Origin of the sequence: Zhihengliuella flava, from assembly GCF_015751895.1 — a bacterium.
Lineage (GTDB): Bacteria > Actinomycetota > Actinomycetes > Actinomycetales > Micrococcaceae > Zhihengliuella > Zhihengliuella flava.
The window spans coordinates 412136-433763 of record NZ_JADOTZ010000001.1 but is presented as its reverse complement, the minus strand read 5'-3'; the positions used below and the strand labels follow the sequence as shown (position 1 = coordinate 433763).

Annotated in this window: 22 protein-coding genes; 17 read left to right on the top strand and 5 right to left on the bottom strand. The window is 64.2% G+C overall.

The window, feature by feature from the left end:
• Positions 1–46: 46 nt before the first annotated feature.
• The 7 genes from IW252_RS02055 to IW252_RS02025 all read left to right on the top strand — a co-directional run bounded on the left by IW252_RS02055 (position 47) and on the right by IW252_RS02025 (position 6348).
• The gene (locus IW252_RS02055) at positions 47–598 is read left to right on the top strand and encodes a F0F1 ATP synthase subunit B (RefSeq protein ID WP_196835051.1); all 552 of its coding nucleotides are present in this window, start codon (positions 47–49) and stop codon (positions 596–598) included.
• The gene (locus IW252_RS02050; RefSeq protein WP_196835050.1) at positions 598–1410 is read left to right on the top strand and encodes a F0F1 ATP synthase subunit delta; all 813 of its coding nucleotides are present in this window, start codon (positions 598–600) and stop codon (positions 1408–1410) included. Before IW252_RS02055 ends, IW252_RS02050 begins: the two co-directional genes overlap by 1 nt.
• 103 nt (positions 1411–1513) lie before the next feature.
• The gene (gene atpA / locus IW252_RS02045) at positions 1514–3151 is read left to right on the top strand and encodes a F0F1 ATP synthase subunit alpha (RefSeq protein WP_196835049.1); all 1638 of its coding nucleotides are present in this window, start codon (positions 1514–1516) and stop codon (positions 3149–3151) included.
• A gap of 71 nt (positions 3152–3222) precedes the next feature.
• Positions 3223–4116, top strand: a complete 894-nt coding sequence (locus IW252_RS02040) for a F0F1 ATP synthase subunit gamma (RefSeq protein WP_196835048.1) — start codon at positions 3223–3225, stop codon at positions 4114–4116.
• A gap of 51 nt (positions 4117–4167) precedes the next feature.
• A complete protein-coding gene (gene atpD / locus IW252_RS02035; RefSeq protein WP_196835047.1) occupies positions 4168–5628 on the top strand; it encodes a F0F1 ATP synthase subunit beta in 1461 nt (486 codons plus the stop codon).
• Positions 5629–5630: 2 nt separating this feature from the next.
• Complete coding sequence (locus tag IW252_RS02030; RefSeq protein WP_196835046.1) at positions 5631–5915, top strand: F0F1 ATP synthase subunit epsilon; 285 nt, start codon at positions 5631–5633, stop codon at positions 5913–5915.
• 58 nt (positions 5916–5973) lie between these two features.
• Positions 5974–6348 (top strand): DUF2550 domain-containing protein, encoded by a 375-nt coding sequence (locus IW252_RS02025; protein ID WP_331271545.1) that lies wholly within the window; start codon positions 5974–5976, stop codon positions 6346–6348.
• 72 nt (positions 6349–6420) lie between these two features.
• On the opposite strand, the gene IW252_RS02020 is transcribed toward IW252_RS02025, so the two are convergent.
• From IW252_RS02020 to nucS, 3 genes are all read right to left on the bottom strand, one after another.
• Positions 6421–6624, bottom strand: coding sequence for a cold-shock protein (locus IW252_RS02020; protein ID WP_196835045.1), 204 nt, complete (start codon positions 6622–6624; stop codon positions 6421–6423).
• A 204-nt stretch (positions 6625–6828) separates the two neighbouring features.
• Positions 6829–8073, bottom strand: coding sequence for an N-acetylglucosamine-6-phosphate deacetylase (locus IW252_RS02015; protein ID WP_196835044.1), 1245 nt, complete (start codon positions 8071–8073; stop codon positions 6829–6831).
• 29 nt (positions 8074–8102) lie between these two features.
• On the bottom strand, positions 8103–8798 hold the full coding sequence (nucS, locus tag IW252_RS02010) for an endonuclease NucS (RefSeq protein WP_196835043.1): 696 nt from the start codon (positions 8796–8798) through the stop codon (positions 8103–8105).
• Positions 8799–9371: 573 nt separating this feature from the next.
• On the opposite strand from nucS, the gene IW252_RS02005 reads away from it, so the two are divergent.
• The 6 genes from IW252_RS02005 (at position 9372) to IW252_RS01980 (ending at position 16650) form a co-directional block, all read left to right on the top strand.
• Positions 9372–11147 carry a hypothetical protein gene (locus tag IW252_RS02005; RefSeq protein WP_196835042.1) on the top strand — a complete coding sequence of 592 codons (1776 nt, stop codon included), beginning with the start codon at positions 9372–9374 and terminating at the stop codon, positions 11145–11147.
• Positions 11148–11166: 19 nt separating this feature from the next.
• On the top strand, positions 11167–12078 hold the full coding sequence (locus tag IW252_RS02000) for a tetratricopeptide repeat protein (RefSeq protein WP_196835041.1): 912 nt from the start codon (positions 11167–11169) through the stop codon (positions 12076–12078).
• 72 nt (positions 12079–12150) lie between these two features.
• Positions 12151–12942: an ABC transporter ATP-binding protein gene (locus tag IW252_RS01995; RefSeq protein ID WP_196835040.1), complete on the top strand. Its 792-nt coding sequence runs from the start codon at positions 12151–12153 to the stop codon at positions 12940–12942.
• Positions 12927–14501, top strand: a complete 1575-nt coding sequence (locus tag IW252_RS01990; protein WP_196835039.1) for a transporter — start codon at positions 12927–12929, stop codon at positions 14499–14501. Before IW252_RS01995 ends, IW252_RS01990 begins: the two co-directional genes overlap by 16 nt.
• 25 nt (positions 14502–14526) lie before the next feature.
• A complete protein-coding gene (locus IW252_RS01985) occupies positions 14527–14811 on the top strand; it encodes a DUF3039 domain-containing protein (protein WP_196835038.1) in 285 nt (94 codons plus the stop codon).
• Between the two features lie 69 nt (positions 14812–14880).
• Positions 14881–16650: a DEAD/DEAH box helicase gene (locus IW252_RS01980; protein WP_196835037.1), complete on the top strand. Its 1770-nt coding sequence runs from the start codon at positions 14881–14883 to the stop codon at positions 16648–16650.
• Here IW252_RS01980 and IW252_RS01975 read toward each other — a convergent pair whose 3' ends face one another.
• Both IW252_RS01975 and IW252_RS01970 read right to left on the bottom strand, forming a co-directional pair.
• Positions 16651–17253: an isochorismatase family protein gene (locus IW252_RS01975; RefSeq protein WP_196835036.1), complete on the bottom strand. Its 603-nt coding sequence runs from the start codon at positions 17251–17253 to the stop codon at positions 16651–16653.
• A gap of 103 nt (positions 17254–17356) precedes the next feature.
• A complete protein-coding gene (locus IW252_RS01970; RefSeq protein ID WP_196835035.1) occupies positions 17357–18664 on the bottom strand; it encodes a nicotinate phosphoribosyltransferase in 1308 nt (435 codons plus the stop codon).
• 99 nt (positions 18665–18763) lie between these two features.
• Here IW252_RS01970 and clpS point away from each other — a divergent pair, with 99 nt between their 5' ends.
• From clpS to IW252_RS01950, 4 genes are read left to right on the top strand one after another with little or no spacing between them, the layout of a single operon-like run.
• Positions 18764–19063, top strand: a complete 300-nt coding sequence (clpS, locus tag IW252_RS01965; protein ID WP_231365868.1) for an ATP-dependent Clp protease adapter ClpS — start codon at positions 18764–18766, stop codon at positions 19061–19063.
• The gene (locus tag IW252_RS01960) at positions 19063–19692 is read left to right on the top strand and encodes a DUF2017 domain-containing protein (RefSeq protein ID WP_196835033.1); all 630 of its coding nucleotides are present in this window, start codon (positions 19063–19065) and stop codon (positions 19690–19692) included. Before clpS ends, IW252_RS01960 begins: the two co-directional genes overlap by 1 nt.
• Positions 19693–19735: 43 nt before the next feature.
• Positions 19736–20668: a glutamate racemase gene (murI, locus tag IW252_RS01955; protein ID WP_196835032.1), complete on the top strand. Its 933-nt coding sequence runs from the start codon at positions 19736–19738 to the stop codon at positions 20666–20668.
• On the top strand, positions 20665–21570 hold the full coding sequence (locus IW252_RS01950; protein WP_196835031.1) for an MBL fold metallo-hydrolase: 906 nt from the start codon (positions 20665–20667) through the stop codon (positions 21568–21570). Before murI ends, IW252_RS01950 begins: the two co-directional genes overlap by 4 nt.
• Positions 21571–21628: the final 58 nt, after the last annotated feature.

The window sequence follows — 21628 nt, the reverse complement described above, 5'->3', positions numbered from 1 at the left end:
CATGCCCACCATCAATCCATACGATCTTCAGAAAGACGGGTGAAAAATGAACGAGGCAGTTATTCTCGCAGCTGCTGAGGGAGCCAATCCGCTGCTCCCCAACTGGTGGGAGATTCTCGTCACGGTTCTGGGCTTCGCAGTGCTGCTGTTCATTGTGACCAAGTTCGTCGTTCCTGCGTTTGAGAAGACGTACGAGGAACGTTCGCAGGCCATCGAAGGCGGCATCGCCAAGGCTGAGGCGGCGCAAGCCGAAGCCAACGCTGCGCTTGAGGACTACAAGCAGCAGTTGGTGGACGCACGGACCGAAGCCAACCGAATCCGCGAGGAAGCTCGCGCCGAAGGCGCGCAGATCTTGGCAGAGCTGAAGGAGAAGGCCGCTTCCGAGTCCGCTCGCATCACCGAGCAGGCTCATGCCCAGATCGAGGCCGAGCGGGCATCCGCTGTCGCCTCGCTGCGCAACGAGGTCGGCACGCTCGCAACGGAACTTGCCGGGAAGATCGTGGGCGAGTCTCTCGCAGACGATGAGCGTTCGGCCCGCGTGGTGGATCGCTTCCTGGCGGACCTCGAGTCCCAGCAAAGTGCAGGTGCATCGAACTAATGGCAGGCGTATCGAGCGAGTCACTGGCAGCGGCACAGCAGCAGTTGGAATCACGACTGGCTACTGCCGATCTGTCGCTGGCTGAGGATCTCTTCACCATCCTGAGCCTCCTAGACGGCAACGCTGGTCTGCGCCGCGCACTGACTGATCCAGCACGCGATGGCAAGGACAAGGCCGCACTGTTGTCGCGGCTGGTGGCTGGCAAGGTCTCCGCTGCGGCGGAAGCCACGGCAGCGGACCTCGCTGCTGCGCGTTGGCGCTCGGCACGCGACATCGGGGATGCCCTTGAGGTGCTCGCCGCGACGGCCGCTGTGGCCGTAGCAGAGCGCCAGAACGGCGTGGAAGGTCTGGATGCACTCGAGGCTGAGCTCTTCGCGTTCACCGAGGTCGTGGGCGGTAGCCATGACCTCCAGCGTGCACTAGACGAGCCTCAGGCGAGCGCGGAAGCGAAGCGGACCTTGGCGCTCAAGCTGGTTCCCGAAGCCAGCGAACCCGCCAAACTTCTCATCGGCCAGGCAGTTTCCGCCCCGCGAGGGCTCAAGCCGGTCGAACTGGTCCGCCGCTTCAACGAGTTGGTTGCTCACCGGCAACAGCGCTGGATTGCACACGTCAGCGTCACCCGTCCGCTGACGGCGGAGCAGTCCACGCGACTGCAGGCTGGCCTGAACAACCTCTACGGGCGCGAGCTGACGCTCAACGTCAGCATCGAACCTGAGCTGGTCGGCGGCATCCGCGTGGCCATCGGCGACGAAGTATTGGACGCGTCGACCATCGCCCGCTTGGGCGAACTACGACGTCGATTGGCCAGCTGATCCGCACGGCGCGGAACAGCAGCCGCATCACAGACTGAATCAAACCCCGTCATCGACGCTCCGTGCGGACGATGACAGATACACAGGAGAGCAGGGACTGCAGATGGCCGATTTGACCATCAACGCCGATGACGTCCGCAATGCCTTGACCGATTTCGCGGCGTCCTACGAACCGGGCACCGCAGATCGCGTCGAGGTCGGGCGCGTCACCACGGCAAGTGACGGCATCGCCAAGGTGGAGGGACTTCCCTCCGTCATGGCCAACGAACTTCTTGAGTTCGAGAACGGTGTTCAGGGCCTGGCCCAGAACCTTGATACTCGCGAGATCGGCGTCGTCGTTCTTGGTGACTTCACCGGGATCGAGGAGGGCCAGGAGGTCAAGCGCACCGGACAGATTCTGTCCGTTCCGGTGGGTGACAAGTTCCTTGGCCGCGTCGTCGACCCGCTGGGTAACCCGATCGACGATCAGGGCGAGATTGAGGCCGAGGGCCGCCGTGCTCTGGAGCTTCAGGCCCCTGGCGTGACGCAGCGCAAGTCCGTCGAAGAGCCGCTGCAGACCGGCATCAAGGCGATCGACGCCATGATTCCGATCGGCCGCGGACAGCGCCAGCTGATCATTGGCGACCGCCAGACCGGTAAGACGGCTATTGCGGTTGACGCCATCCTGAACCAGAAGGCCAACTGGGAGTCCGGCGATGTGACCAAGCAGGTCCGCTGCGTCTACGTGGCCGTCGGCCAGAAGGCGTCGACCATCGCGGCTGTACGTCAGACCCTCGAGGAGCAGGGTGCGCTTGAGTACACCACGATCGTCGCTTCCCCGGCCTCTGACCCCGCTGGCTTCAAGTACCTGGCGCCGTATGCCGGCTCGGCCATTGGCCAGCACTGGATGTACGGCGGCAAGCACGTTCTGGTCGTGTTCGACGACCTCTCGAAGCAGGCTGAGGCCTACCGCGCCGTCTCGCTGTTGCTGCGTCGTCCGCCGGGACGCGAGGCCTACCCGGGCGATGTCTTCTACCTGCACTCCCGTCTCCTCGAGCGTTGTGCCAAGCTCTCTGACGAGCTGGGTGGCGGTTCGATGACCGGTCTGCCGATCATTGAAACCAAGGCAAACGACGTGTCGGCCTACATTCCGACCAACGTCATCTCGATCACCGACGGCCAGATCTTCCTGCAGTCGGATTTGTTCAACGCCAACCAGCGCCCGGCTGTCGACGTGGGTATTTCGGTCTCCCGTGTGGGTGGTGCCGCGCAGGTGAAGTCGATGAAGAAGGTCTCCGGTACCCTCAAGCTGGAGCTGGCTCAGTACCGAGACATGCAGGCCTTCGCCATGTTCGCTTCGGATCTGGATGCCGCGTCGAAGCAGCAGCTGACTCGAGGTGCGCGTCTCATGGAGCTGCTCAAGCAGGGCCAGTACACGCCGTACCCGGTTGAGGAACAGGTTGTGTCCGTCTGGGCCGGCACGAACGGTCACCTGGACGATGTTCCCGTTTCTGACGTTCGCCGCTTCGAGGGTGAGTTCCTCGAGTACCTGCGTCACCGCACCGATATCCTCACCACGTTGGCTCAGACCGGCAAGATTGAGGATTCCACCGTGGAGTCGCTGCAGGCCGCAGTTGCGGACTTCAAGCCGGGCTTCTTTGGTCAGGGTGACGACAAGTTCGTCAGCGCAGGCCACGAAGAGCACGAGGCGATTGACGCGGACGCCGTCGGCCACGAACAGATCGTCACGCAGAAGCGCTGACACCTTCTGAGCCCTGAGGCGGGCAAACGAAAGTTTGTCCGCCTCAGGACGAGGACAAGGAAAGGAAAAACATGGGAGCCCAGATTCGGGTCTACCGCCAGAAGATCGCATCGACTCAGTCGATGGGCAAGATCTTCAAGGCGATGGAACTGATCGCTACGTCCCGTATCGGCAAGGCGCGTCAACGCATGAACGCCTCCCTGCCGTACGCGAACGCGATCACCCGTGCTGTTTCTGCCGCTGCGTCCCAGGCCGAACTCGATCACCCGCTGATCAACGAGCCTGAAGAGGTTCGTCGATCCGCAGTGTTGATCATGTCCTCGGACCGCGGACTGGCCGGCGCCTACTCTGCCAGCGTTCTGAAGCATGCCGAAAGCCTGGCTGAGCGACTGCGCTCCGAAGGCAAGGAAGTGAAGTACTACCTCGTTGGCCGCAAGGCTCAGGCGTACTTCGATTTCCGCGGACGTGAGTACGCCCAGGTGTGGACCGGCGGTACCGACAGCCCGGAGTTTGAAACCGCACGTGAGATCGGCACCGCCCTTCTCGAGGATTTCACTACGGACTTTGCGGACGGTGGTGTCGACGAGATCCATTTCGTCTACACGCAGTTCCAGTCCATGGTGCTGCAGGAGCCAGCGGTGTCGCGCTTGCTTCCGCTCGAGGTGGTCGAGGAAGAGGCCACCGACGCCTCGGACCTGTTGCCGCTCTATGAGTACGAGCCGGAACCCGAACAGGTTCTGGACGCTCTGCTGCCCCGCTACATCGAATCGCGCATCTTTGCGGCCATGCTGCAAGCTGCGGCCTCCGAGCTCGCGGCGCGCCAGCGCGCGATGAAGGCGGCTGGTGACAATGCCTCCGAGCTGGTTAAGAAGTACACCCGGCTCCGGAACAACGCGCGCCAGGCGGAAATCACCCAGGAGCTGACCGAGATCGTGGGCGGTGCGGACGCACTGAACGCGTCCTAGCCAGCCGCTAAACACGTAATCCACGCTAGACACTCAAGCGAAGTGAGAGACATGACTGCCCAACTGAATGAGCAGGGAGCCGCCGCCGCGGGCGCCGGTGCCACTGGCCGCATCGCGCGCGTCATCGGCCCGGTCGTCGACGTCGAATTCCCGGCGGACGCCCTTCCCGACATCTACAACGCTCTGACCACCACGGTCACGCTTAACGGCGTGACCAAGACGCTGACCTTCGAGACCAGCCAGCATCTGGGTGACAACCTCGTGCGTGCCATCTCGTTGCAGGCCACGGACGGACTCGTCCGCGGCACGGTGGTCAACGACACCGGCGCCTCGATCACCGTTCCGGTGGGCGACGGCGTCAAGGGCCACATCTTCAATGTGCTCGGTGAGCCGCTGGACGTTGAGGCCTCGGCCATTGAAGCCAGCGATCGCTGGTCCATTCACCGCGATGCTCCGAAGTTCGCGGATCTTGAAGGCGCGACCGAGATGCTGGAGACCGGCATCAAGTCGATTGACCTGCTGACTCCCTACATCAAGGGTGGCAAGATCGGCCTCTTCGGTGGCGCAGGCGTCGGCAAGACCGTGCTGATCCAGGAAATGATCACCCGTGTTGCCCGTAACTTCGGTGGTACCTCCGTGTTCGCCGGTGTTGGTGAGCGTACTCGTGAGGGCAACGATCTCTGGGTTGAAATGGAAGAGGCAGGAGTCCTCAAGGACACCGCCTTGGTGTTCGGCCAGATGGATGAGCCGCCAGGAACGCGTCTTCGCGTGGCACTGTCCGCGCTGACTATGGCGGAGTACTTCCGCGATGTGCAGAACCAGGACGTCCTGCTGTTTATCGACAACATCTTCCGCTTCACGCAGGCCGGTTCCGAGGTGTCCACGCTGCTGGGCCGTATGCCCTCCGCTGTGGGTTACCAGCCGAACCTGGCCGACGAGATGGGCCTGCTGCAGGAGCGCATCACGTCGACGAAGGGTCACTCGATTACCTCCATGCAGGCGATCTACGTGCCGGCCGATGATTACACCGACCCGGCTCCGGCGACGACCTTCGCCCACTTGGACGCCACCACCGAGCTGTCCCGTGCCATCGCCTCGCGTGGCTTGTACCCAGCGATCGACCCGCTGACCTCAACGTCGCGTATTCTCGACCCGCAGTACGTGGGTCAGGAGCACTACGACGTGGCCGTGCGTGTCAAGCAGATCCTGCAGAAGAACAAGGAACTGCAGGACATCATCGCGATCCTCGGCGTCGACGAGCTCTCCGAAGAGGACAAGGTGACGGTGTCCCGTGCCCGCCGCATTGAGCAGTTCCTCTCCCAGAACACCTACACTGCCAAGCAGTTCACTGGTGTTGAGGGCTCGACTGTGTCCCTGAAGGACACCGTCGAGGGCTTCAAGGCTATTTGCGATGGCGAGATGGACCACGTGGCCGAGCAGGCGTTCTACAACGTCGGTGGCCTCGATGACGTCGAGCGCCAGTGGGCCAAGATCCAGGAATCGACGAAGTAATCATGGCTGAACTGGACGTTGAGATTGTTGCGGCGGATCACTTCGTGTGGTCCGGCGCCGCGACCCTGGTCAAGGCACGCACCACGGATGGTGACATTGGCGTCATGCCGGGTCACACTCCCGTCCTGGCTGTCATGGAAGCTGGTCAACTCGAAATCACGCCGGTTGCCGGTTCCAAAATCCTGGTCGATTCAGAGGGTGGATTCTTTTCGGTCGACAACAACCGGGTCGTGATTGTGGCAGACAACGCGAAGCTCCAGGACGCTGCCTCGGCAGGAAACCGATAAGAAGACCTTGAGCGACGTCGGCATTCTCCTCATCATTGCGGCAGTAGCCGCACTGTGTGTGGTGTGCGGTGCCTTCACGCTTCGTCGGTTCCAGCTGCGCCGAGCGCTCGGCACGTTCGACGCCTCCGTCCGCCTCGCCTCAGGGCGATGGCGGGCGGGGGTTTGTCGTTATACGGACAGAGAGTTGGAGTTCCTGGCGCTTTACTCGTTGTCTCCCATACCGCGGCGGCGCTACCTGCGTAGTTCCCTTGAACTGGACGGGTGGCGCGAGGTGCAAGGCAGTGATGCACGGCGTTTGCCGGCCGGGTGGGTGATTACCTTACTCAGGTACCAAGGCGACGAGATCGAGCTCGCCATGGACTATGGCGCCTACACCGGTCTTAGCTCATGGCTTGAGGCTGGTCCCGTCGTGGGAGTTGGAACTTGGCGCTAGCGAGCCAAACGAACGCCCGGTGGCCCCAGATTAAGTCTGGGCCCACCGGGCGTTTCGCGTCTGTACCGGCCTCTACAGGGCAACGACTCCGGTGGCCTGGGGGCCCTTGGCTCCCTGGCCGACTTCGAATTCCACGCGCTGATTCTCATCGAGCGTCCGGAAGCCATTGGACTGAATTTCGGAGTAATGCACAAAGACATCACTCTCGGCCCCATCCGGGGTGATGAAGCCGAAGCCCTTTTCCGCGTTGAACCATTTGACGGTTCCCTGAGCCATTCAATTCTCCTTGTGTGTTGCACTCTCGCCGATCCCTTCGGCGAGGCGGCTGGGAGGTGAAAAGCCAGCGTCCCCAGGGTGGGCCCACGGAATTCTCACCCGCAACCTGCTTTGCGGGCTTGCCGATCACCATCACAAAAGCTAAGATCAGCATCACATATGCGTCTGTGCGCAGCAACGCGGATGAGAGAATATTGCGTTAAATCACGGTGACTCTGTGAGGACCTCTCCGGCGCGGATCGTCGCGACGAGATCCAAGGACTCGTCGAGCACGAGCAGGTCTGCGCGGAAGCCCTCATGAAGGGCGCCGACCTCGTCTTGAAGCCCCAGAATAGCCGCCGGCACGGTCGTGACGGCTGGCAGGACCCGTAGCATGTCGACGCCGGCTTCAACGCACAACAGCACCGCGTCCAAAAGGGTCGAGGCGCTTCCCGCCAAGTGTCCCTCAGCCGAGTGGACCTGTCCCTGGCTTCGCCTGATGCGGAGCTGCCCCAGTGGATAATCACCATCGGGCATACCCGTTGCCGCGGTGGAGTCCGTTACGAGCGCGAGGCACTCCTCCGGCACCGCTAGGAGGAGCATGCGCAACGTATCCGGGTGTAGATGGTGGCCATCGCCGATCACTTCAATTCGGGCCCGGCGCCGCAATGCAAACTCGAGTGCCGCGCCAGCCGCCCCCGGTGTGCGGTGGTGCCAGGGCGCCATGCCGTTGAAAAGATGGGTCACCGTGGGGATTTCTGTGTAGCCATCGAAACCAGCCGAGGACAGTTCTTCGAGAGCGAGGTCGAGGGACTGGCGGGTTAGTTCAGTGCTGGCGTCGGTGTGCCCGATCGATGGAATGACTCCGTGGGAAACGAGTTGTTCGATGAGGGCATCGGCTCCAGGCCGCTCCGGGGCGAACGTCATCGTGCGCAGTGCACCGCGGCTCGCCGCGATGAGCTCATCAACAAACGCTGGATCGGGGTCCCGAAAGGCCGTCGCGTCTTGGGCTCCCGCGCGCGCGGGAGCAAGAAAAGGGCCTTCGGCATGGATCCCAGCGATCATGCCATCGTCGACGAACTCAGCAATCCTCTCGGCCGCGCTCAACATCGCCTCGGCGCGATCGGACATCAGCGAGGCCACGAGCGTCGTCGTGCCCGCAGCATGCAGTCGGGTGAGCGCGGCGCGAAGGGTGGGAGCGTCCGACGTCGAGAAGTCGCCTCCAAAACTCCCGTGGCAATGCAGATCGATGAGGCCAGGCATGATGCGCGCTCCGCTCATTCGCACGGGAAAATCCCCGGCGTCGTTGCGGCGTGTGAAGTCTGCCACCGTTCCGGCGTATTCGATGCGGTCGCCCTCAATGGCGACGAGAGCGTCGTCGATCAAGCCAGCGTCGGTGACGAGCGTGCCAGTCACCGCATATCGACGGGATGGGGAAGGATGCGATGTGGTGGTCTCCTCTGGCGCCATGGGGCCATCCTAGGCGCTCGAGCGAGCGACTAAAACAGGCGCGACGCGGAATCGTCGACGCCGCGCATGGCGTCGTAATCGAGGATCCGACACTCAATGCCTCGGTCCTCGGCGAGAGTCCGGGCCTGCGGCTTGATCTGCTGGGCCGCGAAGATTCCCCGCACCGGCGCCAACAGTGGATCCCGGTTCATCAGCTCAAGGTAGCGGGTGAGCTGCTCGACGCCGTCGATGTCGCCGCGACGCTTCAGTTCGATCGCCACCGTGGCGCCTTGCGAATCGCGGGCCAGAAGATCCACGGGCCCGATGGCCGTCATGTACTCACGACGCACCAAGGAATAGCCAGCGCCCAGCGTTTCGATTTGTTCTGCCAAGAGCCGTTGCAAGTCGGCTTCGACGCCGTCCTTGATCAGGCCTGGATCTATGCCGAGTTCGTGGGATGAATCATGAAGCTTGTTGTAGATGCGAACGATGAGGCGATCGTCGCTCTTCTGATGGGCTACCTGCCAGACCTCGGTCACCCCCACGGTGCGGTCCTCTTCCTCGGGTTCCACACTGCGCATGACGGCGGGGGGACTCATCCAGTTCAAGGGTTTATACGAGCCGCCGTCGGAATGAACCAAGACCGAGCCATCGGCCTTCACCAGCAGCAGGCGGGTTGCTCGGGGGAGATGGGCACGGAGGCGGCCCTCGTAGTCAACGGAACACTGGGCAATCACGAGTCGCACAGCAGACTACTCTAGCTTTTCTTTGGTTCCGCTGCGTTTAACCCTTGGCGCCGCTCGCGGCAGAATGGCCTCTATGCCACGCTCGAACAGGCCGCGCCGCTCCGCCCGCTCCCCGTCCCGCTCCAAGTGGGCGCGCGCTGCTGAAATCCCTCCCGTTCAGGGCCTGGGGGTGGCTGCGCAGAGCACGGAACGGGCGCGTGACGGGGCGTGGAATGTGCGCAGAATTGCCGGCGGGCGCGCAGAAAAGGCGTACACCTGCCCCGGTTGTCCTGTGCCCATACAGCCGGGGACAGAGCACGTTGTGGCCTGGCGAGCCGACGACTGGCGCGGTGATGAGGCCGCGGGAGCTGGGCGGCGACACTGGCATACTCACTGTTGGAAGACGCGCCTGGGGCGCTAGGGCGCCCGTGCTGATCACCGCTCAGTGGTCTGCGAGGAAGCTCACACCGATCGATTCGCTCTGCCCGGGAACCACAAAGAGTAACCAATTCGTTATCATTGAGAGTGTCGTTGGGTGGACTGTCCGCTGCCTCGACGCCTGATCCTGATCCCCTTCGATAGGTGAGTAAGCACGTGCGAACTTTGTCAGCCCTAGTGGCCATCGTTTTAGGTGCGGCCGCGCTAGTGGTCGGCATCGGCCAAAAGACCTTCTGGGCGCCCGATGAAACTTTGACCGCGGCCGTTCCCGATTCGGTGACCGAGGCGCCGCTGACCGTCATCGAGCCCGCCGTGGATGACGTTACGGATGAGCCAGTGGAAATCACGATCCGCAGCGAAGGTGAATTCCTCGTGGCCCTCGGCCGGAGCGCAGACGTTGACGCATGGGTGGCTGACGCGTCTGTTAATCGGGTGACCGGCGTCGATACGGAGGAAGGCGTGATGACGGCGTCGCATGAGGGGACCGAGGAAACGGTGCCGAATCCTCAGTATTCAGACCTCTGGGTGGCCCGTGACACGGTGGACGGCGAGACCGTCTATACCTGGACCGAGCCAGCGGAGGGCGACTGGTCACTCCTTCTCGCTGCCGATGGCGAGCAGGCGGCCCCGACGGATATCAGTGTCGAGTACCCAAACACCGCCACCACCCCCTTCGCTCTGGCGCTCATCATTATCGGTGCGCTACTCGTCCTGCTGGGACTGCTTCGTCTGATCTGGCCCGGGCAGGGCTCATCGAAAACCACGGCAGATCAGGAAGCAGCAGAGGACTCCCATGCATCGAATCGAGGCGTCGCGCACCGCGTCGCCGCGGGCGCGGCGGCACTTGCTCTGACGCTCGGGGGGACGACGGCGGCGCATGCCACGGAAACTGAGACGTCCGAGCCTTCAGCCTCAACGGAGTCTGATGGAGGGGCAGACTCGTCGAAGAGCGGCGACAATTCAGCGAGCCCTGCAACGTCGTCGAGTGAGGATGGTTCCGAGAACGCCAGTGAATCGGCCCCGAGCGACGCTGATGGCGGCGAGGCTGCCTACCCGGTGCTGCTCGAATCCCAGCTCGAGCGCGTCTTGTCCTATGTCGAGCGTGCCATGACGACAGCCGATGAGGAGCAGGACGCCTCGCTGCTGGAATCGCGTCTGGGCGGTGACGCCCTGATGCTGCGTCAACTGAACTATCGTCAAGTCGCTGAGGACGTTGGCGTCGAACTGGAGCCCGCGATCAGCGGTGGGCCGATTATGTCCTCGGCTGTGACGACGTCCAGCGACTGGCCGCGCACCGCCATCGTGGTGACGCAGAACGATGTGGAGAACCCGCGGGTGCTGACGCTCACCCAGGAAAGCCCCCGCGCCTACTACAAGCTCGTCTCCAGTGTGGAGATGCTTCCCGAGTCAGAATTCCCGGGGATCGCCGCCGACGATCCTGCAGTGCAGACACGGACTCTTGACGATGGGGAAGGGCTCAAGTACAGCCCCGAGGCTGCGATGGATGGCTTGCGACGCACCCTCAACAATGCCTCTGTTGACGAGGCTGACTACTTCGCGGAGAGCGTCTTCGTCAACGACCTCCAGGCGGCCCAGACGGCCGCGATCGAAGGCGCCGAGGATGCGCAGGTCAACTTCCAGCGCTGGATTGTTGGTGACAGCCTCACGGCGCTCTCGACTCCGGATGGGGGAGCCATCGTCACGGGTGCGATGACATCGGCCATGTTGTCCAAGCCCCGCGAAGAGGGCGGTACTGTGTCATGGAACGACGAGAAGTACACCGCGCTGGCTGGCACGGATGAGACCAGCGGGTCCGCCACCTTTACGTATGCGGAATCCGTAGCGCTCTACATTCCTCCGGAGGGCTCGGACGATAAGGTTCGGGTAGTGGCGGGCGATTCCGTCCTCAAGGACATCAAGATCACCGAATAAGGGGAGCACTCTTTTAGGTATGAATACTGAGCAACAGCCGACACCAGCCTCGACGCGGGGCGCCATCGACCTTTCTGCACTTGCCGCCACGGCACCCGGGACGGGTTCGGCCGCGCAGGGCGCGTCGTGGGCGCGGCGAGTGACGCAAGCGGAATTCCAGGACGCCGTCGAGCAGTCGATGACCGCCCCGGTTGTCGTCTCCTTGGGTGCAGCCCAGGCCGCGCCGTCGGTGGAGTTGGACCAGCTGCTTGCGCGCATCGTGGATTCGTACAACGGCAAGCTGGCCTTGGCTCTCGTTGATGCGCAGCAGGAGGCTGCCATCGCTCAGGCTTTCCGCATCCAGCAGGTCCCTGCCGTCGTGGCGATGCTGAAAGGTCAACCGGTACCGCTGTTTCAAGGTACTGCCACGGAGGAGCAAATCCGTTCGCTCCTGGATGAGCTGCTGCAGCTGGCCGTCCAGCATGGTGTCACGGGCGTGCTGCCGGCCGCCGGAGGCGAGGCCGAACAGGAGCCCGAGCTGCCGGCCTTGCATCAGCAGGCCCTCGAGGCGATCAACGCGGGCGACTACGAGGCGGCTGCTGCGGCCTATCGTCAGGCGCTTCAGGAGAAGCCGAACGACCACGAGGCGGAGGCCGGGCTGGCCAACGTGGAACTGCTGGGGCGCGTTCAAGACAAGGACCTCGCCAGCATTCGCACGGCCGGTGCCGAGCACCCGGATGATCTGCAGGCCCAGCTCGACGTCGCGGATGTCGACGTGGCTGGCGGCCACGTCGATGACGCGTTCAATCGTTTGGTCGCCTTCATCGGCCGCAACGGAGGGGACGAGCGCGAGACGGCACGGGCCCGGCTGGTGGACCTGTTTACGATTGTTGGAGCGCAGGACCCGCGAGTCGTCTCGGCACGGCAGAAACTTGCGCGCGTGCTCTTCTAAGGACCGCGCGCCCACGGAAGTCCCTCTCTGGGATGACGTGGATTAACGGCCCTCGTTGCTACATTAGCCATCATGATGGATGGGGAATCAGTAGCTACGGGGGCCGTTCCCGCTGCGTCCGCTTTAGCGGTGCGGGGACTGGCCAAGCACTTCGGCGACAAAGTGGCGGTCAACGGCATCAATCTCGACGTACCAGCCGGATCGTTCTACGGATTGGTGGGCCCCAATGGGGCCGGCAAGACCACCGCGTTGTCGATGGCGACCGGCCTCCTGCGCCCGGATGCCGGTACTGCGTGGGTGCACGGTATCGATGTATGGCGGGACACGCTGGCGGCCAAACGCCTCTTGGGTGTCTTGGCCGATGGCGTCCGCCTCTTTGATCGCCTGACGGGGCGCCAGCTCGTGACCTACTCGGGGCGCCTTCGCGGCATGGACGAAAACACGGTCGCGGAACGCACCGAGGACCTCTTGCGCGTCTTGGACCTCGAAGAAGCCGGCTCCAAGCTCGTGGTCGATTACTCCGCTGGCATGACCAAGAAAATTGCTTTGGCCACCGCGCTGATCCACTCGCCGCGGGTGTTGGTTCTCGACGAGCCTTTCGAAGCGGTTGATCCCGTTTCCGCCGCCAATATCCGGTCCATCCTGTCTGACTACGCTGGGCGCGGCGGGACGGTGATCGTCTCGAGTCACGTGATGGATCTGGTGCAGCGCATGTGCTCGCACGTCGCCGTGATTGCCTCCGGGAGCGTTCTGGCCGCCGGGACCGTGGATGAGGTGCGCGCCGGTAGCAGCCTCGAGGACCGCTTTGTGGAGCTCGTGGGCGGACGCTCGACGGGGGAGGGGCTTTCGTGGTTGCGCACCTGATTCGCCTCAAGGCTCAGCTACTGGCTAACGGGTTTCGGCGCAGCCCGTGGCAGCTGGTCGGGGTGATCATCTCCGCCCTGTACGGTCTGTTCATCGCGGTCATGCTCATCATCGGGCTCTTCGCCCTCGGTGCTCAGGACCAAGAGCTGATCCGCACGACGCTGGTGTTGTGCGGGAGTGTTCTCGTCGTGGCGTGGGCCGTGGTGCCGGTGGTGTTCTCCGGTGCAGACGCGACGCTCGACCCGGCACGATTTGCCGGTTTCCCCGTCCCCGCCCGCCAGCTCACAACAGGCCTGCTGGTCAGCGGCTTCGTCGGCACTCCGGGGGCCTTGACCCTCGTCCTCTTCATGGCCACGGCCGCGGCATGGCGTGCCGACCCCGCGGCCGCCATCGTTGCGGTGGTGTGCGGGATTCTCGGGGCCCTGCTGTGCCTTGCCGTGGCACGATTGACGACGACGGCGGCGCTCGCCCTGACGGCCAAGCGGCGTTTCCGTGAAGTCGCCACCATCCTCGTCTTTATCCCCTTGGTAGCGCTCGGCCCTATCATCGGCGGCATCGAAGCGGGCCTCTCGGCGATCTTCACGGTGCTGCCCCGCGTGGCTGACGTTCTGGCGTGGACGCCGCTGGGGGTTTTTGCGGCGCTCCCGGCCGATGTCGCCGCCGGCGACTGGGGCTTAGCCCTTGGCCGGGCAGCGCTTGCCGCGGTCTATCTCGCCCTCACGGTCTGGGCCTGGTCGGTGATGCTCATGCGCTCGCTGCGTAACCCCGTCCAGACGTCGGGCGGCTCTGGGAAGGCACAGGAGGGGCTCGGTGCGTTGAGCTGGTTCCCCGCTACGCCGTGGGGAGCTGTCGCGGGGCGGTGCATGACGTATTGGATCAAGGACCCGCGGTACGCGGCCGGCATCGTGATTGTTCCGCTGTTGCCGTTCATTTTTTGGTACGCGTCGAGTCAGGCCACCACACCGTTTTTCGTCTACGCTGCGGCGCCACTGATGGCCATCATGATGGGCTTCTCGATCTCCGCCGATGTCTCCTACGATTCCACCGCGTTCTCGCTGCACGTGAGCTCGGGCGTGTCGGGGTTCCATGACCGCCTGGGACGTGCCCTGGCCTGTGGGCTGATCGCCGCGCCACTGGTCCTCGCGGCAGCGATCATTCCACCCATGGTGCTGGGGCGGGGGAACGACGCCGTGGTGTTGGTTGGCCTGACGCTGGGCGGCCTCTTGTCCTCCCTCGGCCTCGCGTCGGTGGCCTCGGCGCGCTGGACCTACGCCGTCGTGCTGCCCGGAGAAAATCCCTTCAAATCCCCACCGGGCGCTGGCGCTCGCGCTGCCGTGACGCAACTGGCGACCATGGCTGCGGCCATGGTTCTGCTCGTGCCGGAAATCGCGCTCGCGATAACCTACTTCGTCACTCAGAACCCCGTGTTCGCCTGGGCGACGCTGGGGGTGGGATTGGCGCTGGGAGCCAGCCTATTGGTGCTCGGCTTGCGTTGGGGCGGGCGCTGGTTCGACGCGCGACTGCCGGAACTCATGCAGGCCGTGACTCTCAACCGGTAGCCGGGTGGTTGGTAGACTAGTGCCCATGAGCCTGACTTCGAACTCCATCGAAAACGATCCCCGCGACGGCCAAGGTGGCGGTACCGCCACGATTGAGCGCGAGGAGACGCGTCAGGTCATTGAGCCGGGAGACTCCGAGCGCTTTGCGCACTACGTACGCAAAGAAAAGATCATGGAGTCGGCCATCACGGGTGAGCCCGTGATCGCCCTCTGCGGCAAGGTGTGGGTTCCCGGGCGGGATCCCCAGAAATTCCCCGTCTGTCCCGATTGCAAAAAGATCTACGAGGGCTTCACCGGCGACGAGTCGTAAGGGTCCCCTCCGGTATTAACCGGAGACGATGCATGCCAAGTGTCAGCATTGACGAGGGGACCCCAAAACGTGACTGAAGCCCTCTTTTCCGTGGGCGAAACTATGCCTCCTGCGTACCCGGATCGGGCCGCGCGGGGCACCGCACCCAAGCTACGTCAGTGGCAGCAGGAAGCGCTGGAGCGCTACTTCGCTGACCAACCCCGCGACTTCCTTGCGGTGGCGACGCCCGGCGCCGGTAAGACGACCTTCGCCCTCCGGGTTGCTCGAATGCTCGTAGACGCGGGGGTCATCAACCGAATCACCGTGGTGGCTCCCACGGAGCACCTCAAGAGCCAGTGGGCCGATGCCGCGGGACGCATCGGACTGGCACTCGATCCCCACTTCAAGAACGCTGACGGGCGCCATGGTGCCGGTTACATCGGAGTCGCCGTGACGTACGCTCAGGTGGCCTCGAAGCCCCTGTTGCACCGGGCTAAAACGGAGGCCGCGCGGACGCTCGTCATTTTGGACGAGATTCATCACGGTGGCGACGAGCTCTCCTGGGGCGACGGCATTCGGGAGGCCTTTGAGCCGGCCACCCGGCGCTTGGCCCTCACCGGTACTCCCTTCCGGTCGGACACGGCCGCGATTCCCTTTGTCGAGTACGCCGAGGACGCGGAGGGGATTCGTCGTTCCAAGGCGGATTACACCTACGGGTATGGAGATGCGCTCAAGGATCACGTGGTGCGTCCGGTCGTTTTCATGGCGTACTCGGGTCAAATGCGGTGGAAGACCAGCGCGGGCGAGGAAATGGAGGCCAACCTCGGCGAGGGTTTCACGAAGGACATCACCGCGCACGCGTGGCGGACCGCGCTGAACCCCGAGGGCGAGTGGATCCCCGCGGTTCTGGCCGCGGCAGATCGGCGCCTAACCGAGGTGCGCCGGAGTATTCCCGACGCCGGTGGGCTCGTCATTGCCACCGATCACGACGCTGCGCGGGCCTATGCCGCGCAACTGGAGAAGATCTGCGGAGAGAAGACCACGGTCATTCTCTCGGACGATCCCAAAGCCTCCGGCAAGATCGAGCAGTTCTCCGACGGCGAGTCTCGCTGGATGGTTGCCGTGCGCATGGTCTCCGAAGGGGTCGACGTTCCCCGCTTGGCGGTCGGCGTCTACGCGACGAGCACCTCGACTCCGTTGTTCTTTGCCCAGGCCGTGGGGCGTTTCGTGCGCTCGCGCCGACGCGGTGAGGTCGCGAGTGTCTTCATACCCTCGGTGCCTTTGCTCATGGCGTTGGCCAACGAGATGGAGGTGGAGCGTGACCACGCTCTGGACCGCCCGGAGAAGCACGTGGATGACCCAGACTTCATCCCGGAGGAGGGGCTGCTCGCCGAAGCCAACCGCGAGGACAAGGCGAGCGACGAGCTGACCAAGCAAAAGTTTGAGGCATTGCACTCTGACGCGTCCTTTGACCGGGTGCTCTTCGATGGTGACGAGTTTGGTCTCGGCGGGCAGGTCGGCTCGGAGGACGAGCAGGATTTCTTGGGCATTCCGGGTCTGCTGGACGCGGACCAAGTGGGCACGTTGCTCCGGCAGCGCCAGCAGGAGCAAGCCACACGCCGCTCAACGCAACCGGTGCCCCCCAGCGAACACGTGGTGGATCACCGTGAATTGATGGATCTGCGCCAGCAGTTGGCCAAGAACGTCTCGGCCTGGGCAGCGCGGACCGGTACGGCGCACGGTTCGATTCACAACAAGTTGCGTGAAGTCTGCGGTGGGCCGCCGGTTGCTCAGGCGAGTGCCGACCAGCTGCAGTCCCGCATCAAGAAATTGCAGGACTGGTTCGTCGGCCGCAAGTAGCTAGCCGTGAATCTCCACGCCCGCCTCGCGCCATTCGCTGAGCACACCGGGGACGTTGTCGGGGACGACGGCGGCCGTGAGCGCGGGGACGACGGCGGTACGAAAACCCGCGCGGACGGCGTCGAGCACGGTCGCGCGGACGCAGTAGTCCGTGGCGATGCCGACCACGCGCACTTCGTCGACGTGGCGTTCGCGGAGCCAATCGGCCAAGAGAGGCGTCGGGGAGGCATCAGGGCCGGATCCCGGCTGGGCACCTTCGGCGAGCGCGAGCCGGCCCTCGAACCCGGAATAGGCCGCCGTGTATTCGCCCTTGCGGAAGACCCCGTCGAGGACTTCGGCTAGAGGATCTAGGTGGGCGTGCAGCGCGGCGCCGTGGCTTCCGGCAACACAGTGCACAGGCCAAGAGTGCACCCAGTCCGGATCGTCGCTGAAATGTGAGCCCGGCTCAATGTGCCAATCTTGGGTGGCCACGACGTAGTCGTAGTCCTCGGCCTCGACGTGGTGGACGATGCGCGTGGCGATGTCATCGCCGCCCTCGACGCCCAAGGCTCCGCCGGGGCAAAAATCGTATTGCACATCCACGATGATGAGGGCGTCGGCCACGAGTGAACTCCTAGGGTCGGTCAGGGTTTGCACCTGACGTGATCTCTGGCGGTCAGCATAGCGCCGCCAGCGCCTGAATCCGAGCGTCTGGCGCCGTCGATGATTAGGTCACGAACTCCGTCTCAATGACTGCTTCGCCTTTCTGCATCTTGCGCGCAATGCCTGGCAGCTCGCTGATGCTCTCCCGGTGTCGCGCGGCCGCGCGGCGGACGCCTTCGGCCCCCATGTATTCGGCGCCCGGGGTGCCCTGCTCAACCAGCGGGACCATGAGGTCCCGGCCGGCGATGGCCGGGGTGGGCCGCTCACCGATGCCGATGAGTTCCGTCGTCGCTCGGCCGCGCTCGTTGAGCGCCCGGACGGCCTGTTTCCTGCCGCCCACGCTGGCCTTATTTGTGGCTGCTTTGGCGACGTCCTCGTACTCGCCGTTGGCTCCCACGCGGGAGACGAGCTTGTAGACCATCGACGCCGTCGGGGCCCCGGAGCCCGTCACCAGCGAGGTGCCGACGCCGTAGGCATCGACGGGAGCCGACTGGAGGGAACCGATGGCGTGCTCGTCCAAGTCGCTGGTCACCATGATGCGGGTGGAGTGGTTGCCGAGGTCATCGAGCAAGCGCCGCACCCACCGGGCCTGATCGACCAGGTCTCCGGAATCGAGGCGCACCGCACCTAGTTCGGGGCCCGCGACGTCCACGGCCGTACGCACCCCCTGCTCCACGTCGTAGGTGTCGACCAGCAGGGTCGTCCCGCGGCCGAGCGAGGCAACCTGCGCCTCGAAAGCCTCGCGTTCGGAATCATGGAGCAGCGTGAAGGAGTGTGCCGCCGTGCCCACCGTCGTGAGGCCGTAGCGGTGGCCAGCTTCAAGGTTCGACGTCGACGCGAAGCCGGCGATCATCGCGGCCCGGGCGGCCGCGACGGCGGATTCCTCATGGGTCCGCCGTGATCCCATCTCGACGCACGGGCGACCATGTGCGGCCGCCACCATGCGGGAGGCGGCGGAGGCAATCGCGGAGTCGTGATTCAGGGCGGAGAGAATGAAGGTTTCCAGCACGCACGCTTCGGCGAACGTTGACTCGACGATGAGCACGGGGGAGTGCGGGAAGTACAGCTCCCCCTCCGCATATCCGTAGATGTCTCCCGAGAAGCGAAAATCGCGCAGGTAGTCCAGGGTGATGTCGTCGACGATCCTCTCGGCGGCGAGGTAATCCAGTTGTTCGGTGGTGAACCGGAAATGTTCGAGCCCCTCAAGGATCCGCCCGGTGCCCGCGACCACGCCATAACGACGCCCTTCGGGCAGCCGGCGCGCGAAGGCTTCAAAGACGGCTGGGCGATGCGCGGCTCCGGATTTCAGGGACGCTTGCAGCATCGTCAGTTCGTACTGGTCGGTGAAAAGCGCGGTGGGCCGCTGCCACATGTTTGGGCTCCCTGCTCGTGACGTGTGGGCCGGGCGCACGTGGGCGCCCGCCGCTCTACTGTACTCGCCGCACGGACGAACTAGACTGGAAGAATGCCCATGCCGAGTCCCGACACTATCGAACGCACCGACCCCGCGGCCGCCCTCGACGCGGAACTTAACGTCCCCTACGTGCTGATCGTGTGGGACGATCCGGTCAATCTCATGAGCTATGTGAGTTACGTCTTCCAAAGCTATTTCGGTTATTCCCGCGCCCGAGCCGATCAGCTGATGATGCAAGTCCACCAGCAGGGCCGGGCCATCGTGGCCACCGGTGCCCTGGAAAAAATCGAGGCCGACGTCGCCGCGATGCATGGGTACGGGCTGCAGGCCACCTTCAAGCGGGCGGATCAGGCCTGATGGCGCGTGCTTTTCGTTCCTCGCCTCGGGGAATCATTGGTCGGCTGGAAAAGTCGGAGCGTGATCTGCTGCGCAACCTGTTCGACGATGTGATCCTCATGCTGGAGCCGGACGACGCCGCAGCTTCGACGCACGAATCGCCGGACGCCGAACGCGATCCGTTGTGGGACCTCACCGGGCTTTCTCCCGAGGACTTTGTGCTGGACCAGCCCGCGCGGGAGCCTGAACCCAAGCATCCGCCGCAAGACCCGGCCCTGCTCAGGCTCCTGCCCGACGCCGTGCGGGGCGACGACGCCGCAGCTGCCGCCTACCGTGGGATCAGCGAGGACGGTGTGCGCCAGCGCAAACTCGATGCGTTGCGAGGTGCTCAGCTGCTGCTCGAAGGCGCCCAGCTGGAGATGGGCGAGGCGGACGCCCAGCGGCTCGCCGCGGCACTCAACGACGTCCGCTTGGTGTTGGCGGAACGCCTCCATATTGAGAGCGAGGCGGACGCCCTCCGGATTCACGAGCTGCAGGAGTGGGCTGAGGCCGACACAGTGGAGGACTATCTGTCTCTGGTGTACAACTTCGTCAGTTGGGTGCAGGAGTCGCTCATGCAGGCGCTGTTGGACACGCTGAGGCAGCGGTAACTCGCGCGGAGAGCCCGCGCAGGTCAGCTATTCTCGATGCATCATGGCAGTCGAACACCTCGCCGCTGAGTCTGCGGCACGGCCCCTGAACCCGTCTGCGCCGATCGGCATTTTCGATTCGGGCGTCGGCGGCCTCACTGTTTCCCGGGCGGTTATCGATCAGCTTCCCGCGGAGTCCACGCTGTACGTGGGTGATACCGCACGGAGCCCCTACGGGCCACTGCCGATCGCTGAAGTGCGGGCCAATGCCCTCGGCATTATGGACGAGCTCGTTGACTCCGGAGTCAAGCTGCTGGTCATTGCCTGCAATTCAGCCTCGGCCGCCGTGCTTCGCGATGCGCGTGAACGGTACACGGCGCGCTACGGAATCCCCGTCGTCGAAGTCATTCAGCCCGCGGTTCGCCGTGCCGTGGCGGCCACCCGCAATGGGCGGATCGGGGTCATTGGGACGTCGGCCACCGTGGCGTCCCGCGCCTACGACGACGCGTTTGCGGCGGCCCCGCATCTGCGCCTGACCTCGGCCGCGTGCCCGCGCTTCGTTGAGTTCGTCGAGCGCGGCGTGACCACCGGCGATGAGCTTTTGGCGACGGCCGAGGAATACCTCGCGCCGCTCAAGGCCGCGGGCGTGGACACGCTGGTGCTCGGGTGCACGCACTATCCCCTGCTGACCGGCGTCTTGTCGTTCGTCATGGGCGATGAGGTCACGCTGGTCTCGAGTGCGGAGGAAACGGCCAAGGACGTTTACTCGGCGTTGATGCGATTCGGGCTGTCCCGCCACGAGGACACAGCGCCGTCGCATCATTTCATCGCCACGGGTGACGCAGGTACGTTTGAAGCGTTGGCACGTCGCTTCCTGGGTCCAGAAGTGCTGGGCGTCGAGCACGTCGATCACGTGGCCGCGCGATATCCGACGGGAGCTATCTCGCAAGTGACGGATGACATGATGGCTCGGGCAGCGGCAGGAAGAAGAGCATGAAACTTACGATCATCGGCTGCACCGGTTCCCTCCCCGGTCCCGGCTCGCCCGCGTCGTCGTACCTCGTCAGCGCGTGGGACGGCGAACGCGAATGGCAGATCCTCCTCGACCTCGGCTCCGGCGCTATTGGAGTACTGCAGCGTTACACGGACCTGCGCGACCTCGACGGTGTGTTTATCTCCCACTTGCACCCCGACCACTTCATGGACCTGTGCGGGATGCACGTGAGTATCCGGTGGGATCCGAACGGCTGGGATCGGGAACGGATGCAGGTCTGGGGGCCCCAGGCCACCAAAGACCGGATCGAAACCGCGTACGGCTTGGCACCTGATGATCCTGAGGGGATGGATCAGGACTTCGTCTTCAACACGTGGCGTGCCCTCCAGCCTGTGGAGGTCGGCCCTTTCACGATCACGCCTTTCCCGGTGCGTCACCCCATCGAAGAGGCCTATGCCCTGCGGGTCGAGGCGACCGAGCCAGTGGAAGGCGGCACCATGACCAGCGTGCTGACGTACTCCGGCGACACGGATTCGTGTGCCGGACTGGTCGACGCCGCCCGCGGGGCGGACATGTTCTTGTGTGAGGCCGCGTTTCAGGAGGGGCGCGACGATCACATTGACGGCGTGCACCTGACCGGAAAACGCGCGGGTCAGGCGGCCACCGAGGCGGGCGTTCAGCGCCTGCTCTTGACGCACATTCCCGTCTGGACGGACATCAATACCGTCGTGGATGAGGCCAAGGAAGTGTACGACGGCGGGATTGCCATCGCCGTTTCCGGCGTGACGTATGGCGTCTGGTCCGGGCGCCTCCTCGGCGATCCCAGGGACATGCCCACGGCCCCCGTCTCGGTCATTCGTCCGGACACGGAGCGGCGCACGTGGCCGGGCCGTCCTCTGCGCTGAGCATCTCCCCGGTGGGCCACACTCGTCACGGACCCCACGTGCGAGCCAGGGCGCCTAG